General features: G+C 55.6%; 16 protein-coding genes. 7 read left to right on the top strand and 9 right to left on the bottom strand.

The window, feature by feature from the left end; genetic code table 11:
- Window positions 1-107 precede the first annotated feature (107 nt).
- From cpxP to F3I15_RS14430, 5 genes are all read left to right on the top strand, one after another.
- A complete protein-coding gene (cpxP, locus tag F3I15_RS14450; RefSeq protein ID WP_039381219.1) occupies window positions 108-620 on the top strand; it encodes a cell-envelope stress modulator CpxP in 513 nt (170 codons plus the stop codon).
- Between the two features lie 180 nt (window positions 621-800).
- Complete coding sequence (fieF, locus tag F3I15_RS14445) at window positions 801-1,703, top strand: CDF family cation-efflux transporter FieF (RefSeq protein WP_150018385.1); 903 nt, start codon at window positions 801-803, stop codon at window positions 1,701-1,703.
- 207 nt (window positions 1,704-1,910) lie between these two features.
- Complete coding sequence (gene pfkA, locus F3I15_RS14440; protein ID WP_039381217.1) at window positions 1,911-2,873, top strand: 6-phosphofructokinase; 963 nt, start codon at window positions 1,911-1,913, stop codon at window positions 2,871-2,873.
- Window positions 2,874-3,011: 138 nt separating this feature from the next.
- On the top strand, window positions 3,012-4,001 hold the full coding sequence (locus tag F3I15_RS14435; protein WP_150018384.1) for a sulfate ABC transporter substrate-binding protein: 990 nt from the start codon (window positions 3,012-3,014) through the stop codon (window positions 3,999-4,001).
- Window positions 4,002-4,133: 132 nt separating this feature from the next.
- On the top strand, window positions 4,134-4,889 hold the full coding sequence (locus F3I15_RS14430) for a CDP-diacylglycerol diphosphatase (protein WP_150018383.1): 756 nt from the start codon (window positions 4,134-4,136) through the stop codon (window positions 4,887-4,889).
- A 51-nt stretch (window positions 4,890-4,940) separates the two neighbouring features.
- On the opposite strand, the gene tpiA is transcribed toward F3I15_RS14430, so the two are convergent.
- The 4 genes from tpiA to F3I15_RS14410 form a co-directional block, all read right to left on the bottom strand.
- A complete protein-coding gene (gene tpiA, locus F3I15_RS14425; RefSeq protein WP_039381215.1) occupies window positions 4,941-5,708 on the bottom strand; it encodes a triose-phosphate isomerase in 768 nt (255 codons plus the stop codon).
- Between the two features lie 121 nt (window positions 5,709-5,829).
- Window positions 5,830-6,417 carry a YiiQ family protein gene (locus F3I15_RS14420; protein ID WP_150018382.1) on the bottom strand — a complete coding sequence of 196 codons (588 nt, stop codon included), beginning with the start codon at window positions 6,415-6,417 and terminating at the stop codon, window positions 5,830-5,832.
- 103 nt (window positions 6,418-6,520) lie between these two features.
- Window positions 6,521-7,267 carry a ferredoxin--NADP(+) reductase gene (fpr, locus tag F3I15_RS14415; protein ID WP_150018381.1) on the bottom strand — a complete coding sequence of 249 codons (747 nt, stop codon included), beginning with the start codon at window positions 7,265-7,267 and terminating at the stop codon, window positions 6,521-6,523.
- A gap of 59 nt (window positions 7,268-7,326) precedes the next feature.
- Window positions 7,327-7,554, bottom strand: a complete 228-nt coding sequence (locus F3I15_RS14410; RefSeq protein WP_150018380.1) for a hypothetical protein — start codon at window positions 7,552-7,554, stop codon at window positions 7,327-7,329.
- Between F3I15_RS14410 and emrD the strand changes: the two genes are divergently transcribed.
- A complete protein-coding gene (gene emrD, locus F3I15_RS14405) occupies window positions 7,553-8,749 on the top strand; it encodes a multidrug efflux MFS transporter EmrD (protein ID WP_150018379.1) in 1,197 nt (398 codons plus the stop codon). The two genes, F3I15_RS14410 and emrD, sit on opposite strands and share 2 nt — an antisense overlap.
- Here emrD and glpX read toward each other — a convergent pair.
- From glpX to F3I15_RS14390, 3 genes are all read right to left on the bottom strand, one after another.
- Window positions 8,739-9,749 (bottom strand): class II fructose-bisphosphatase, encoded by a 1,011-nt coding sequence (gene glpX, locus F3I15_RS14400; RefSeq protein WP_150018378.1) that lies wholly within the window; start codon window positions 9,747-9,749, stop codon window positions 8,739-8,741. The genes emrD and glpX overlap by 11 nt on opposite strands.
- 97 nt (window positions 9,750-9,846) lie before the next feature.
- Window positions 9,847-11,358, bottom strand: coding sequence for a glycerol kinase GlpK (glpK, locus tag F3I15_RS14395; RefSeq protein WP_150018377.1), 1,512 nt, complete (start codon window positions 11,356-11,358; stop codon window positions 9,847-9,849).
- A 29-nt stretch (window positions 11,359-11,387) separates the two neighbouring features.
- Complete coding sequence (locus tag F3I15_RS14390; protein ID WP_150018376.1) at window positions 11,388-12,236, bottom strand: MIP/aquaporin family protein; 849 nt, start codon at window positions 12,234-12,236, stop codon at window positions 11,388-11,390.
- 407 nt (window positions 12,237-12,643) lie between these two features.
- Between F3I15_RS14390 and zapB the strand changes: the two genes are divergently transcribed.
- Entirely contained in the window at window positions 12,644-12,883 is a 240-nt protein-coding gene (gene zapB / locus F3I15_RS14385) for a cell division protein ZapB (RefSeq protein ID WP_039381198.1), read from the top strand.
- A 51-nt stretch (window positions 12,884-12,934) separates the two neighbouring features.
- Here zapB and rraA read toward each other — a convergent pair whose 3' ends face one another.
- On the bottom strand, window positions 12,935-13,420 hold the full coding sequence (gene rraA / locus F3I15_RS14380) for a ribonuclease E activity regulator RraA (RefSeq protein WP_039381195.1): 486 nt from the start codon (window positions 13,418-13,420) through the stop codon (window positions 12,935-12,937).
- Window positions 13,421-13,575: 155 nt separating this feature from the next.
- Window positions 13,576-14,910, bottom strand: coding sequence for an HslU--HslV peptidase ATPase subunit (gene hslU, locus F3I15_RS14375; RefSeq protein WP_150018375.1), 1,335 nt, complete (start codon window positions 14,908-14,910; stop codon window positions 13,576-13,578).
- Window positions 14,911-14,921 lie beyond the last annotated feature (11 nt).

Raw genomic sequence — 14,921 nt, 5'->3', positions numbered from 1 at the left:
GCAATCCAACGCTTTACGTAGTTTTACACCCCCTGACGGTTGTTTGCAGCTGCCGCCGTAAACTGGGTCTCGTTGAATCGCAAAACAGAGCAAACCGGGAGTAAACGATGCGCAACTTAACCGTCATCGTCATTGCTTCAGCGATGGTTCTTAGTCACGCCAGCGCAGTTGCAGCAGAGACGACAGCGATTGAAGAGATGCATCAAAACGGCGGCTTGACGACAGGCAGTATGACGCAAAATCCGCAAAGTCACATGTTCGATGGTATCGAGCTTACTGAACAGCAGCGGCAGCAAATGCGGGACCTGATGCAGCAAGCACGTCATGAGCGCCCGGTGTTAAGCGTTCAGGATATTGAAACTATGCATGACCTTGTCACCGCAGACAAATTTAATGAATCGGCGATCCGCCAGCTGGCTGAAAAACAGGCCCGCGCGCAGGTTGACCTGCAGGTAGAGATGGCCCGGGTTCGTAATCAGATGTACCACCTGCTGACGCCTGTACAGCAGGCAGCGTTAAAAAAGAATCATGAACGCCGGCTGAACGATGTCCGTCGGTTCTCAGGATTGCAGTCGTCGTCATCGCTGCAAGCAGTGAGTAGCACCAGTAGTAACCAGTAACATAGTATCCCTGTTTTTCCTTGCCATAGACACCATCCCTGTCTTCCCCCGCCATGATGGCGGGGTTTTTTTTNTATGCCGTTGCCGGAGAATCGTGCCTCGCAGACGCAGCCTGCCGGACTGATGATAAACTTGTTTTCAGTTAAGACGGACATGCGCATCTGTTTAATAGGGCGAAATATGGATTCTGAATATGCAACACTGGTCCGGCGCGCTGCACTGGCCGCCACCTCACTGGCGCTGGCGCTGCTGCTGGTCAAAATATTTGCCTGGTGGTACACCGGCTCGGTCAGCGTGCTGGCGGCGCTGGTGGATTCGCTGGTAGATATCGCTGCCTCGCTGACTAATCTGCTGGTGGTGCGTTATGCGCTGCAGCCCGCCGACGATGACCACACTTTCGGGCATGGCAAAGCCGAATCGCTGGCGGCGCTGGCGCAGAGCATGTTTATCTCCGGCTCCGCGCTCTTTCTGTTTCTGACCGGCATTCAGCACCTGGCAAAGCCGGAAACGCTGCACGCGCCGCTGGTCGGCGTTGTCGTCACCATTGTTGCCCTCTTTTCCACGCTGGCGCTGGTGGCTTTCCAGCGCTGGGTGGTGCGGCGCACCCGCAGTCAGGCGATTCGCGCCGATATGCTGCACTATCAGTCGGATATCGTTATGAATGGTGCAATTCTGGTGGCGCTGGGTCTGAGCAGCTACGGTTTTGTGCGCGCTGATGCGCTGTTTGCGCTGGGGATCGGCGTCTATATCCTCTATAACGCGCTGCGCATGGGATATGAAGCCGTGCAGGCGCTACTGGATCGCGCGCTGCCGGAGCAGGAGAAGCAGCAGATTATCGCACTGGTGACGCAGTGGCCTGGCGTATGCGGCGCGCATGCACTGCGTACCAGGCAGTCAGGGCCGACGCGGTTTATTCAGCTGCATCTGGAAATGGAAGATGCGCTGCCGCTGGTTCAGGCGCATCACGTTGCTGATGAGATTGAACAGGCGCTGCGCCGGAAATTTCCTGGTTCTGACATTATCATTCACCAGGATCCCTGCTCGGTTGTCCCGGAGCATCAGCAGGGCTTTTTCCGCTTTTAGCTTTTTTAATTCAGGCGCTTATATGCTAAAAATGACAAAACGCTAACAACTCTTTAAAAAATTAGCGAAAACTTGTCTGACCTGAATCAATTCAGCATTGAGCCTTTGATATACTATCTGCAACTATTAAGCCCCACGTTCGGGAGCAGGCATGACCCGATCGATCGGCGGGAATAATCCTTAGTTTTGAACAATCCAGAGGTTGTCATGATCAAAAAAATCGGAGTACTGACCAGTGGCGGCGACGCCCCGGGCATGAACGCAGCCATTCGCGGAGTTGTCCGTTCCGCCCTGAGTGAAGGCCTGGAAGTTTTTGGTATCTATGACGGCTATCTGGGTCTGTATGAAGATCGCATGATTAATCTCGACCGCTACAGCGTTTCTGACATGATCAACCGCGGCGGTACTTTTCTCGGCTCGGCGCGCTTTCCGGAGTTCCGCAATGAAGAGGTGCGTCAGGCAGCGATTGAAAACATGAAGAAGCGGGGTATCGATGCGCTGGTGGTGATTGGCGGTGACGGCTCCTACATGGGTGCCAAACGGCTGACTGAGATGGGTTTCCCCTGCATCGGTCTGCCTGGCACCATCGATAACGACGTGGCCGGCACTGACTACACCATCGGTTATTTCACCGCGCTGGAAACCGTGGTGGAAGCGATTGACCGCCTGCGCGATACCTCCTCATCGCATCAGCGCATCTCAATTGTGGAAGTGATGGGCCGCTACTGTGGCGATCTGACGCTGGCAGCGGCGATTGCCGGCGGCTGTGAATTTATTGTGCTGCCGGAAATCCCGTATACCCGTGAAGAGCTGGTTGAAGAGATTAAAGCGGGCATTGCAAAAGGGAAAAAACACGCCATCGTGGCGATTACCGAGCACATCTGCGATATCGACGACCTGGCGCGCTTTATTGAAGAAGAGACAAAGCGTGAAACCCGCGCCACCGTGCTCGGACATATCCAGCGTGGTGGCGCGCCCTGTGCTTACGACCGCATTCTGGCGTCGCGTATGGGCGCCTACTCGATTGAGCTGCTGCTGCAGGGCTATGGCGGCCGCTGCGTCGGGATCCAGAATGAGAAGATGGTGCACCACGATATCATCGATGCGATTGAGAATATGAAACGTCCGTTCAAGCGCGACTGGCTCGACACGGCGAAAAAGCTCTACTGACGGGCATAAAGGCGCGAATCCGTTCGCGCCTTTCTCTTTTTTATATTCCCGCAAGTTATAACTGCTTATTTTTAATTCTTTAATCCACTGTTCGCTTTGTGTCACTCTTGCCGCATAACCTACGCGGGAGAGCAGGAAATGAATAAGTGGAGTATCGGCATCACCTTGTTACTGGCATCGTCTGGTGCGCTGGCAAAGGATTATCAGCTGTTAAACGTCTCATACGATCCTACCCGCGAACTGTACGAACAATATAACAAGGCCTTCAGCGCCCATTACAAGCAGGAAACCGGTGATAACGTGGTGATCCGTCAGTCGCACGGCGGTTCAGGCAAGCAGGCGACCTCTGTCATCAACGGTATTCGTGCCGATGTGGTTACGCTGGCGCTGCAGTCCGATGTGGATGCGATTGCTGAGCGCGGTCGTATCGACAAAAACTGGATCAAACGCCTGCCGGATAACTCCGCGCCCTATACCTCCACCATTGTGTTTCTGGTACGCAAAGGCAATCCCAAAAATATTCATGACTGGTCAGATCTGACTAAGCCCGGCATATCCGTGATCACGCCAAATCCGAAAACCTCCGGCGGCGCCCGCTGGAACTATCTGGCGGCATGGGGCTGGGCGCTGGATCAGAATCAGGGCGACCAGGCTAAAGCGCTCGCTTATGTGAAAGCACTGTTTAAAAATGTTGAGGTGCAGGATTCCGGCGCGCGCGGCGCAACCAACACGTTTGTAGAGCGCGGAATAGGCGACGTACTGATCGCCTGGGAAAACGAAGCGTATCTGGCGGTGGAAAAACTGGGCAAAGATAAGTTTGAAATCGTGACGCCAGGCGAGTCTATTCTTGCAGAGCCAACGGTTTCCGTGGTGGATAAAGTAGTCGACGCGCAGGGTACACGCAGCGTGGCGGAAGCTTACCTGAAATATCTCTACTCGCCGGAAGGCCAGACTATCGCAGCGCAGAACTTTTATCGTCCGCGTGATGCAGAAGTCGCGAAGAAGTTTGCCAGCACCTTTGCACCGGTAAAACTCTTCACCGTAGATGAGAAATTTGGCGGCTGGAGTAAAGCGCAGAAAGATCACTTCGCCGACGGTGGCAGCTACGATCAGGTGATGAAACCCTGACTTCCCGCAGTCAGTAATTAAAAAGGTCAGCTTTTGCTGGCCTTTTTTTGTACAGGAATCGATATATGATAGTCATCACGCTGAATGACTGATTAAAATCAGACCCTTTAATCAGCGGCTAAGGGATTGATTATGAGAGAAAGGAATCGCTTTTTATCAGGGCTGGTATGGAGTCTGGCTATGATTATCGTCATGCTGAGCATAGCCATTTTTTATTACTACCGGAATGGCGAGGCGCTGTGGCGGATTGTAAGCGAACAGTGTGTGCCCGCTATGGCGCAACACAGCAAACCGGCCCCTTGCAAAGAAGTTAATCTCCGGCAGGGTCATGTTATCTACAAAGATATTAAAGGCCCGCATCATTATCTGCTGATGCCGATCGAAAAAATAACCGGTATGGAAAGTCCGGTGTTGCTGGACCCGGACACGCCCAACTTTTTCGCGGCTGCGTGGCAGCATCGCGATCTGCTGGTGCAGGACAGTCAGCCAGTCAGCGATAGCGCGTTTTCTCTGGCGATCAACGCGCAGTATGGACGTTCGCAAAATCAGCTGCATATCCATTTATCCTGCCTGCGTCCGGAGGTGCGTCAGCAGCTCGATAGCCAGGCATCTCATCTGCATGACGCGTGGCAGCCTGTGACAATAAACCGGCATCGCTATCTGGTTCGCGCAATCTCTGAAGCCCAGCTGTTCAATCAAAGTGCGTTTATCCGTCTTGCCAAAGAAGTGGCAGGGGCGCGCGAAAAAATGGGTCACTATGGGATGGCATTGACAGCATTACCGGATGGCCGATTAGCGCTGCTGGCGCTGGAGCGTAACTGGCTGATGCTGAACGGTGGCTCGGCAGGCGAACTTCAGGATTATCAGTGTCAGCTGCTCAATAAGTAAATGTATAAAAAAGGCGGCCTTAAGGCCGCCCTGAGACAGGTTATAAAGAGCTTATGCCTTTTTCGCTGCCGCCGCGGCTTTGACGATCACTGCAAATGCATCTGCTTTCAGCGACGCGCCGCCGACCAGCGCACCGTCGATATCGGGCTGGGTAAAGAGTTCAGCCGCATTTTTATCGTTTACTGAGCCGCCATACTGAATAATGACCTGCTGTGCGACAGCGGCATCTTTCTTCGCAATATGGTCGCGAATAAATTTATGTACCGCCTGCGCCTGGGCTGGCGTGGCAGACTTGCCGGTGCCGATAGCCCAGACGGGCTCATAGGCAATGACTGCGCCTTCAAACGCTGCTGCGCCCTGCGTTTCCAGTACGGCATCCAGCTGACGTGCGCACACCTCTTCGGTTTTGCCTGCTTCATTTTCCGCTTCGGTTTCGCCGATGCAGAGTACCGGCACCAGACCTGCCTCTTTCAGCACCGCAAACTTCTTCGCGATAAATTCGTCGCTCTCTTTGTGATAAGTGCGACGCTCAGAGTGACCGATGATGATGTACTTTGCGCCGATATCTTTCAGCATCTCTGCGGAGGTTTCACCGGTGAATGCACCTGAAAGGTTCACATCGACATTCTGCGCGCCCAGCGCAATGTGGCTACCGGAAATCGCATGTTTTGCCTGATCCAGATAAATTGCCGGTGGGGCAATCGCTACACCACAGCCGTCCACGCCTGACAGCGCGGTACGCAGACCTTCAATCAGCTCGCCGGTCATCTGCTTGCTGCCATTCAGTTTCCAGTTACCCATAACCAGTGGATGTCGCATTCGTTCCTCCGCATTACGCGATTCATGAAATAGCGCTGCCGTCATGGCAGCGATGTCTGCCAGACAGTATAGAGATCAAAAGGGGCGCTGGCTTTGCTTTTCGTCACTTCTGCCTGCGATATCAGGGAGTAGCCAGCGTGAGCTTAATCGGCTCTACGGCAAACGTCAGACCCTTGTCGCCATTGTCAGCCACCACAAAGCGCAGTGCGCCCTCCGTGCGGCTAAAATAGCGTACGCCTTTGCCGGCGCTCAGTAACGCGTCCAGCTTCTGGCGCCCCTCTTCGGGCGAGAGTCCCGGCACGAAATAGCGCAGCAGAGCGCTCATATAATTCATCGCCTGCAGCTGAGCCTGCTTCATCTCCGGACCCGGCACCGGCAGCCAGGTGATCTGCAGCGTTTTAATCTTTCCGGTGCCCTGTTCCAGCGCGGTGGAAGAGTAAAGCGTTTCGCTGATTTTGCTGGCTGCGCGCGTCAGATGGCTCTTGTCATCACGATTGTCTATTGCACGATACTCCAGCAGCGGCAGTGCAGGATTAGCCGCGTTATAGCTTTCACGAAACTGCGCGATCGTCATATCAAACGCAGGCGCGCCCGTCAGCAGATAAGGCGCCACCGGCAGATGCGCACTGCGATCGGGTGGCGGCTCGTCTGCCCGGACGGGAGATGACAGCGCGCAGCTAAGCAGCAGCGCGGCTGACAGTTTCTTCATTGCATCGGCCCTGAATCATTCACTTATGGCAGATTAAAACGGTTTTTACCGCCGAAAGTCAAAACCCGCGCGGTGAAAAGCGTGGCGGGATGTTACGGCACTCTTACCAGTAGTGTTCGCTGGTCATATGGCCCGGCTTGCGCTTGAAATGTTTGCGCATGTCGCGGCTCTCTTTCAGCAGCTGCTGGGTATCACGCACCATCTGTGGATTACCACACAGCATAACGTGGCTGCTCTCTGCGTCGAGCGGCAGGCCCACGGCACGCTCCAGCTCACCGCTCTCAATCAGCTGCGGTACCCGGCCCTGCAGCGAACCCGGGCTGCTTTCCCGGCTGACCACGGTCTGAATCTGCAGCTTGCCTGCATAGCGCTGCTGCAGCGTCTGCATCAGCGGCAGAAAGCTAAGGTCGCTGGCATAGCGCGCAGCGTGAACCAGGACAACATGGTCAAAGCGCTCCAGCCCTTCGCCCTGCTGTAAAATTGACAGGTAAGGGCCGATGGCGGTGCCGGTTGCCAGCATCCACAGGGTGCGGCAGTCAGGGATTTCATCCAGGGTGAAAAAGCCGGCTGCCTCTTTGGTCAGCATGACGTGATCACCCGGCTGCAGCGCCTGCAGGCGCGGGCTGAGTTTACCCTCCGGTACGGTGACCAGATAAAACTCCAGCAGCGGATCGTCGGGGGCGTTAACGTAGGAGTACGCGCGCTGCACGCGCTCACCCTCTATTTCCAGCGCCAGTTTGGCAAACTGCCCGGCGATAAACCGATCGATAGGGGCAGTAACGCGCAGGCTGAACAGCGCGTCGGTCCAGTTTTTCACCTCTTTAACTTCTGCATTAATCCACTCGGCCATAGGTGCTCCTGTTGAATTCTCCCGGTTATCGCTATCTTTACCAGCCCGCTCTGCGCTTGTCAGCCCGGCGGCGGCGAAAGCGCTCTTTGCGACAAATCCGCCGCACAGATCACGACCTGTAGCAACCTGTTTACAGTCTGGTACAGGAGGTTGACGGCTGGCAACCTGGCTTCCTGCAGCTCAGCTCTCAATTTGCCACGTAATCCTGATATTTTTGCCGCCATTACTGCCGGCGAACCCTGAGTGCTGCCGGCGCGTTCTTTTTTCAGGCTGATATTTTGTTCCATGCAGATCGATAAAACTCAAAACCGTTTTCTGTTATTCATGCTGATTGTGCTGGTGGCCGTGGGTCAGATGGCACAAACCATTTATGTGCCCGCGATGGCCGTGATGGCAGAAGCGCTGAACGTGCGCAGTGGCGCAATGCAGCAGGTCATGGCCGCCTATCTGATCACCTATGGTGGATCGCAGCTGATCTATGGCCCGCTCTCGGACAGCGTCGGACGTCGCCCGGTGATCCTTACCGGCATGACGATCTTTGCCTGTGGTGCGCTGATCGCGCTGTTCGCCTCATCGCTGCAGATGCTGGTACTCGGCAGCGCTATCCAGGGACTCGGCACCGGTGTTGCCGGCGTTATGGCGCGCACGATGCCGCGCGATCTGTATGCCGGAACCGCGCTGCGGCGGGCCAACAGCCTGCTGAATATGGGCATTCTGGTGAGTCCGCTGCTGGCACCGGTAATAGGTGCGCTGCTGACCCGGCTGATTGGCTGGCACGCCTGCTTCGCCTTTCTGCTGCTGCTGTGCCTGGGCGTTACGGCATCTATGGCGCGCTGGCTGCCGGAAACCCGGCCGGGCGATGCACCGGCTACGCCTTTTCTGCGCCGCTACGCCACGCTGCTGAGCGACGGCAATTTTATCCGTTATCTGCTGCTGCTGGTGGGCGCGCTGGCGGGCATCGCCGTCTTTGAAGCGAGCTGCGGTGTGCTGATGGGCGGCGTACTGGGACTGGATGGCCTGACCGTCAGCATTCTGTTTATTCTGCCCATTCCGGCCGCCTTTTTTGGTGCCTGGTTTGCCGGCCGGGAAGAGACCTCCTGGCATACGCTGATGTGGTATGGGGTAAACAGCTGCCTGCTGGCTGGGCTGTTGATGTGGATCCCGTCATGGTTTGGCGTAATGAATATCTGGACGCTGCTGGTGCCGGCGGCGCTGTTTTTCTTAGGTGCCGGCATGCTGTTCCCGCTGGCAACATCGGGTGCTATGGAGCCTTACGCCTGGCTGGCGGGCAGCGCCGGGGCGCTGATTGGCGGCCTGCAGAACCTGGGCTCGGGAGTGGTCGCGTGGCTCTCCGCCCTGCTACCGCAGCACGATCAGTCCAGCCTTGGCCTGCTGATGTTTGTCACGTCGCTGGTGATGCTGCTGTGCTGGTGGCCGCTCTCACGCCATCCCGAGAGCGGCAAGCAGACGGTTACAGGATAAACGGGTGCAGCGCCGTATCCTTACGGTCGAGATAGTGGATCGACTGGATGCGGCGAATGGTACGCGACTTGCCGCGTACCAGCAGCGTCTCGCTGGTAGCGATATTGCCGTTACAGGTAATGCCCTTCAGCAGATCGCCGCTGGTGATGCCGGTGGCCGCAAAAATCACGTTGTCGTTGCGCGCCATCTCATTCAGCGTTAACACGCTGCCCACCGCAATCCCCATTTCCGCGCAGCGCAGCAGCTCCTGTTCGCCCAGCCGGCGATTCTCTTTGCTCTCTCCTTTAACCTGATGCCGCGCCAGCAGGCGCGCCTGCATATCACCATCCATAGCGCGGATCACGGCTGCCGAGACGACGCCTTCAGGCGCGCCGCCGATGCCATACAGCACATCGACTTCACTGTCAGGCATACAGGTGAGGATCGACGCGGCCACATCGCCATCGGGAAAAGCAAACACGCGCACGCCGAGCGCCTGCAGCTGCGCAATAACTGCGTCATGGCGTGGCTTCGCCAGAATGGATACCGTCAGCTGCGCGAGCGGCTTACCGAGCGCAATGGCGATATTTTTAAGATTGGTTTCCAGCGGCAGACTGAGGTCGATAGCGCCGCGCGCTCCCGCTCCGACGATCAGCTTCTCCATGTACATATCTGGTGCGTGCAGAAAGCTGCCTTTATCGCCGACTGCCAGCACCGCCAGCGCGTTAGCCTGGCCCAGAGCGGTCATGCGCGTGCCTTCAATCGGATCGACCGCAATGTCCACGGCATCACCCTGACCGGTGCCGACCTGCTCGCCGATATAGAGCATCGGCGCCTCATCAATTTCGCCTTCACCGATAACGATGCGGCCATCAATGTTGATGGTGTTGAGCATAATGCGCATGGCGTTAACGGCGGCGCCGTCGGCCGCATTTTTATCGCCACGCCCTAACCAGCGATAGCCAGCCAGCGCTGCCGCTTCGGTGACACGGGAAAATTCAATTGCGAGTTCGCGTTTCATGGTTTGCACCTGACAGAAAAACAGGCGGGCAGTGTAGCACAGCGGTAAAAGCGGGAGAGGGGGAAACCCGCGGCACGAACCGCGGGCAGGGGGTTACTTACGCTTCATCTTCCCAGGCTTTGGCACGGGCAACCGCTTTCTGCCAGCCCGCGTAGCGCAGGTTGCGTTCAGTGGTTTCGATGCCAGGGCGGAATTCGCGCTCCACGACGGCTTTAGCGCGCACTTCGTCCAGATCGCTCCAGAAGCCGACGGCCAGGCCTGCCAGATAGGCTGCGCCCAGCGCCGTGACTTCACGCACTTCCGGACGTTCAACGCGGGTGCCGAGAATGTCAGACTGGAACTGCATCAGGAAGTTGTTCGCGACTGCGCCGCCGTCAACGCGCAGCGACTGCAGGCGGGTACCGGCGTCGTTCTGCATCGCTTCCAGTACATCGCGCGTCTGATAGGCGATCGACTCCAGCGTCGCGCGGATAATGTGGTTGGCATTGGCACCGCGCGTCAGGCCGAAGATAGCACCACGGGCATAAGGGTCCCAGTAAGGCGCGCCCAGGCCGGTAAATGCCGGCACCATATAGACGCCGTTCGTATCTTTAACTTTCAGCGCAAAATATTCTGAGTCGGTGGAGTCGTTGATCAGCTTCATTTCGTCGCGCAGCCACTGAATCGAGGCGCCGCCGATAAATACGGCACCTTCCAGCGCATAGTTCACTTCGCCACGCGGGCCGCAGGCGATAGTGGTCAGCAGGCCGTGGGTAGAGGTCACCGCTTCAGTACCGGTATTCATCAGCATAAAGCAGCCGGTACCGTAGGTATTTTTCGCCATGCCAGGCTGTACGCAGAGCTGGCCATACAGGGCCGCCTGCTGGTCACCCGCAATCCCGGCGATCGGAATACGCGTGCCGCCTTTACCGCCGATGTTGGTCTGACCATAAATCTCAGAAGAGCCTTTAACTTCCGGCAGCATTTCGCGCGGAATGTCGAGGATCTCCAGCATGCGTGCATCCCACTCCAGCTTGTGGATGTTATACATCATGGTACGCGAGGCGTTGGTATGGTCAGTGATATGCACACGGCCCTGCGTCATCTTCCAGACCAGCCAGGTATCCACGGTACCAAACAGCAGCTCGCCGCGTTTCGCACGCTCGCGGGCGCCTTCGACGTGATCGAGGATCCATTTCACTTTGGTGCCGGAAAAGTAAGGGTTAATCACCAGGCCGGTGGTGTGCTGGATATACTCTTCCAGTCCCTCTTTCTTCAGCTTATTACAGTAGTCAGCGGTACGCGGATCCTGCCAGACAATGGCGTTGTAGATAGGTTTGCCGGTCTCTTTATCCCAGACGATAGCGGTTTCACGCTGGTTAGTGATACCGATAGCGGCGATCTGATCGGAGTTAATGTCAGCGTGCGCCAGCACTTCAACCAGGGTTGAACTCTGTGAAGCCCAGATATCCATCGGGTCATGCTCAACCCAGCCCGCTTTCGGGTAGATCTGCGTAAACTCACGCTGTGAAACGGCGACGATATTGGCATCATGATCGAGTACGACGGCACGGGAGCTGGTGGTACCCTGATCGAGCGCGACAATATATTTTTTATCTGGCGTAGTCATAATAATTTCCTGATGATTAAGAGTGAAACTTACGCTTTACGCTGTTCAGCGCGCGCTACAGGTTTTTCTGTTTTGCTGGTTTCTGCGATATTTACCGGCAGGTGGCGACCAATCAGCGCACGATAGCTAAAGGCACCCAGACATGCACCCACCAGTGGACCAAACACAGGCACCAGGAAGTAAGGAATATCTTTACCGCCGGTGAAGGCTACGTCACCCCAGCCAGCGATAAAGGCAAACAGTTTTGGTCCAAAGTCACGTGCCGGGTTGAGTGCAAAGCCGGTCAGGGGACCCATTGAACCACCGATAATAGCAACCAGCAGACCAATCAGCAGCGGAGCCAGCGGGCCGCGCGGTACGCCGTTGCCATCGTCAGTCAGCGCCATGATAACCGCCATCAGTACAGCAGTGATGACCATCTCTACCAGGAATGCCTGACCAACCGTGATGTGCGGATTAGGATAAGTTGAGAAGACACCCGCCAGGTCGAGGCTCTGCACGCTGCCGCGCACCATCTGATGGCTCGCTTCATAATCGAAAAACAGATTGTAATAGAGGCCGTATACCAGTGCAGCGGCACAGAACGCGCCGGCAATCTGCGCCAGGATATAAGGTAAAACTTTACGCCCTTCGAAATTAGCAAACAGGCAGAGCGCTACGGTGACAGCCGGATTGAGATGCGCGCCGGAGACGCCCGCACTCAGATAGACCGCCATCGAAACAGCCAGACCCCAGATGATGCAGATTTCCCACTGACCGAATGCCGCACCGGCCAGCTTCAGCGCAGCCACACAGCCTGCGCCAAAAAAGATAATCAAACCGGTGCCGAGAAACTCGGCGATACATTGACCTTTGAGTGTGTTCGTTGTCTGACTCATAATGGAATTCCTGAAGCGAGGTTAAATGTTATCAGTTTTTGTTCTCAATCCCTGAGTCGCCCAGCGCTAATGTAGGGTTGATGTGAATTTATCGTTAACGAACATAAACGAGAAATAGCGAAATTAAATTCTGTGTACTGCGTCATAAAAATGCGCGTTTTCGCGTCTTTTACCTTTCTTTAAGGCCAATTAATCTGCCTGTTAACGCACTTAGCGCATCATGGCTGGCAACGGGTTTATTTTTTAAGCATTAGCTGAAAAGTGTTACAGACTGACCGCCAATGCCCCGTGCCGCTGGACTTGCCGGGTTTGGCTACATACAATCGGGACAACATGGCTGTATGCGTCTTTATTAAAGCCGCTACAGCTTCATCAACGCCTTGCGAGTTTTAGGAGAGGTCAGAACGATGTCATTTGAAGTATTTGAGAAACTGGAAGCGAAAGTACAGCAGGCGATTGATACCATCACGCTGCTGCAAATGGAAATTGAAGAGCTGAAAGAGCAGAACAATACGCTGAAAAACGAAGTGAGCCAGGCCTCCGGCAATCAGGACGCGCTGGCGCGTGAAAATCAGCATCTGAAGGAAGAGCAGCATGTCTGGCAGGAACGTCTGCGGGCACTGCTGGGAAAAATGGAAGAGGTTTAAGCACCTGCGCTTAAACCTGCGGGTGCTCAGGCACCCGTTTTTGTTTGCGGTTTACTCAATATCAAGCGCATCTTCTGACAGAATAATGCCCGTGTTATCCGCGTAGAGATGATCGCCGGAGAAAAAGGTTACGCCGCCGAAGTTTACGCGTACGTCGCTCTCACCAATGCCTTCACCTGCCGCACCAGCAGGGATCGCTGCAATTGCCTGGATGCCAATTTCCAGCTCTTCCAGTTCATCAACCTGCCGCACCGAGCCGTAAACGACCAGACCTTCCCACTCATTTTGCGCCGCAAGCCGCGCCAGCTGGGCATCCACCAGCGCACGACGTACCGAACCACCGCCATCTACCAGCAGCACTCGTCCGCGCCCGTTCTCTTCCAGCAGATCGTAAAGCAGGCCGTTGTCTTCAAAACATTTGACTGTGGTAATCTGCCCACCGAATGAGGTGCGTCCACCGAAGTTGGAAAAAAGTGGTTCAACCACATTCACTTCTTCATGGTAGATGTCACAGAGTTCAGATGTATCGTATTTCATAAGGATGCCGTCTGTTTGCCACAGGAAAGATAAGTATATCGCTATCTGAAGAGTGTTGGCAAAATCATCACCGGCAAAAAGCAGCGCCGCATCAATATGCTGCGCAAAAAAATGCCCGGCGCAGTGGCCGGGCAGCAGAAACGGTCAGAATGGTGTTACAGGATGAAGCGGCTGAGATCTTCGTCTGCGACCAGCACATCCAGGTGCTTGCCGACATACTCAGCGTCGATGGTAATGGACTCACCGTGGCGATCGCTGGCGTCATAGGAGATATCTTCCATCAGACGCTCCAGTACAGTATGCAGGCGGCGTGCACCGATGTTTTCAGTGGTTTCATTCACCTGCCAGGCTGCTTCAGCAATCCGGCGGATACCATCCTCGGTGAAGTCCACATTGACGCCTTCCGTACCCATCAGCGCTTTGTACTGCACGGTGACGGAAGCGTTAGGCTCAGTAAGGATGCGCTCGAAGTCGTTCACGGTCAGCGCCTGCAGTTCAACGCGAATCGGCAGACGACCCTGCAGTTCCGGAATCAGATCGGACGGGCTGGCTACCTGGAATGCGCCGGAGGCGATAAACAGGATATGGTCAGTTTTAACCATGCCGTGCTTGGTCGAAACGGTACAGCCCTCAACCAGCGGCAGCAGATCGCGCTGCACGCCTTCGCGTGAAACGTCCGGACCAGAAGACTGGCCGCCGCGCTTACAGATTTTATCGATCTCATCGATAAACACGATACCGTGCTGCTCTACCGCGTCGATCGCGTCCTGCTTCAGCTCTTCCGGGTTAACCAGTTTTGCCGCTTCTTCTTCGATCAGCAGCTTCATGGCATCTTTGATCTTGAGCTTGCGCGGCTTCTGTTTCTGACCGCCCAGGTTCTGGAACATGGACTGCAGCTGGCTGGTCATCTCTTCCATGCCCGGAGGCGCCATGATCTCTACGCCAGCCGGCGCGGCGGCAAGGTCGATCTCAATCTCTTTATCATCCAGCTGACCCTCGCGCAGTTTTTTGCGGAAAGACTGACGCGCAGCTGATGGCTCGGCGCTCTGCTCTGGCTGGCCCCAGTTGTTTTTAGCCGGCGGGATCAGCACGTCGAGAATGCGCTCCTCGGCCATCTCTTCAGCGCGATATTTATTCTTTTCAATCGCCTGGCTGCGCACCATTTTGATAGCGGAGTCGGTCAGATCGCGGATAATTGAATCGACCTCTTTACCGACGTAGCCAACTTCGGTGAATTTTGTCGCTTCAACTTTAATGAACGGTGCATTGGCCAGCTTCGCCAGACGGCGGGCAATTTCAGTTTTACCGACGCCGGTCGGACCAATCATCAGGATATTTTTCGGGGTCACTTCGTGACGCAGCTCTTCGTCAAGCTGCATGCGGCGCCAGCGGTTACGCAGCGCAATGGCAACCGCTTTTTTAGCGCCGTCCTGGCCGATGATAAAGCGATTAAGCTCGCTGACAATCTCGCGTGGAGTCATCTCAGACATGATTCAGGTCC

It is taken from the genome of Pantoea sp. M_9 (assembly GCF_008631385.1).
Taxonomy (GTDB): Bacteria; Pseudomonadota; Gammaproteobacteria; order Enterobacterales; family Enterobacteriaceae; genus Pantoea; species Pantoea eucrina.
This window is presented reverse-complemented; position numbering and strand designations above follow the sequence as displayed.

Bases quoted from the DNA above. Each gene is read 5' to 3' on its own strand.
- F3I15_RS14390 (WP_150018376.1), bottom strand. From the start codon at position 12,236: ATGAGTCAGACAACGAACACACTCAAAGGTCAATGTATCGCCGAGTTT.
- tpiA (WP_039381215.1), bottom strand. From the start codon at position 5,708: ATGCGACATCCACTGGTTATGGGTAACTGGAAACTGAATGGCAGCAAG.
- pfkA (WP_039381217.1), top strand. From the start codon at position 1,911: ATGATCAAAAAAATCGGAGTACTGACCAGTGGCGGCGACGCCCCGGGC.
- glpX (WP_150018378.1), bottom strand. From the start codon at position 9,749: ATGAAACGCGAACTCGCAATTGAATTTTCCCGTGTCACCGAAGCGGCA.
- emrD (WP_150018379.1), top strand. From the start codon at position 7,553: ATGCAGATCGATAAAACTCAAAACCGTTTTCTGTTATTCATGCTGATT.
- hslU (WP_150018375.1), bottom strand. From the start codon at position 14,910: ATGTCTGAGATGACTCCACGCGAGATTGTCAGCGAGCTTAATCGCTTT.
- F3I15_RS14420 (WP_150018382.1), bottom strand. From the start codon at position 6,417: ATGAAGAAACTGTCAGCCGCGCTGCTGCTTAGCTGCGCGCTGTCATCT.
- F3I15_RS14435 (WP_150018384.1), top strand. From the start codon at position 3,012: ATGAATAAGTGGAGTATCGGCATCACCTTGTTACTGGCATCGTCTGGT.
- fieF (WP_150018385.1), top strand. From the start codon at position 801: ATGGATTCTGAATATGCAACACTGGTCCGGCGCGCTGCACTGGCCGCC.
- zapB (WP_039381198.1), top strand. From the start codon at position 12,644: ATGTCATTTGAAGTATTTGAGAAACTGGAAGCGAAAGTACAGCAGGCG.
- F3I15_RS14430 (WP_150018383.1), top strand. From the start codon at position 4,134: ATGAGAGAAAGGAATCGCTTTTTATCAGGGCTGGTATGGAGTCTGGCT.
- rraA (WP_039381195.1), bottom strand. From the start codon at position 13,420: ATGAAATACGATACATCTGAACTCTGTGACATCTACCATGAAGAAGTG.
- glpK (WP_150018377.1), bottom strand. From the start codon at position 11,358: ATGACTACGCCAGATAAAAAATATATTGTCGCGCTCGATCAGGGTACC.
- cpxP (WP_039381219.1), top strand. From the start codon at position 108: ATGCGCAACTTAACCGTCATCGTCATTGCTTCAGCGATGGTTCTTAGT.
- F3I15_RS14410 (WP_150018380.1), bottom strand. From the start codon at position 7,554: ATGGAACAAAATATCAGCCTGAAAAAAGAACGCGCCGGCAGCACTCAG.
- fpr (WP_150018381.1), bottom strand. From the start codon at position 7,267: ATGGCCGAGTGGATTAATGCAGAAGTTAAAGAGGTGAAAAACTGGACC.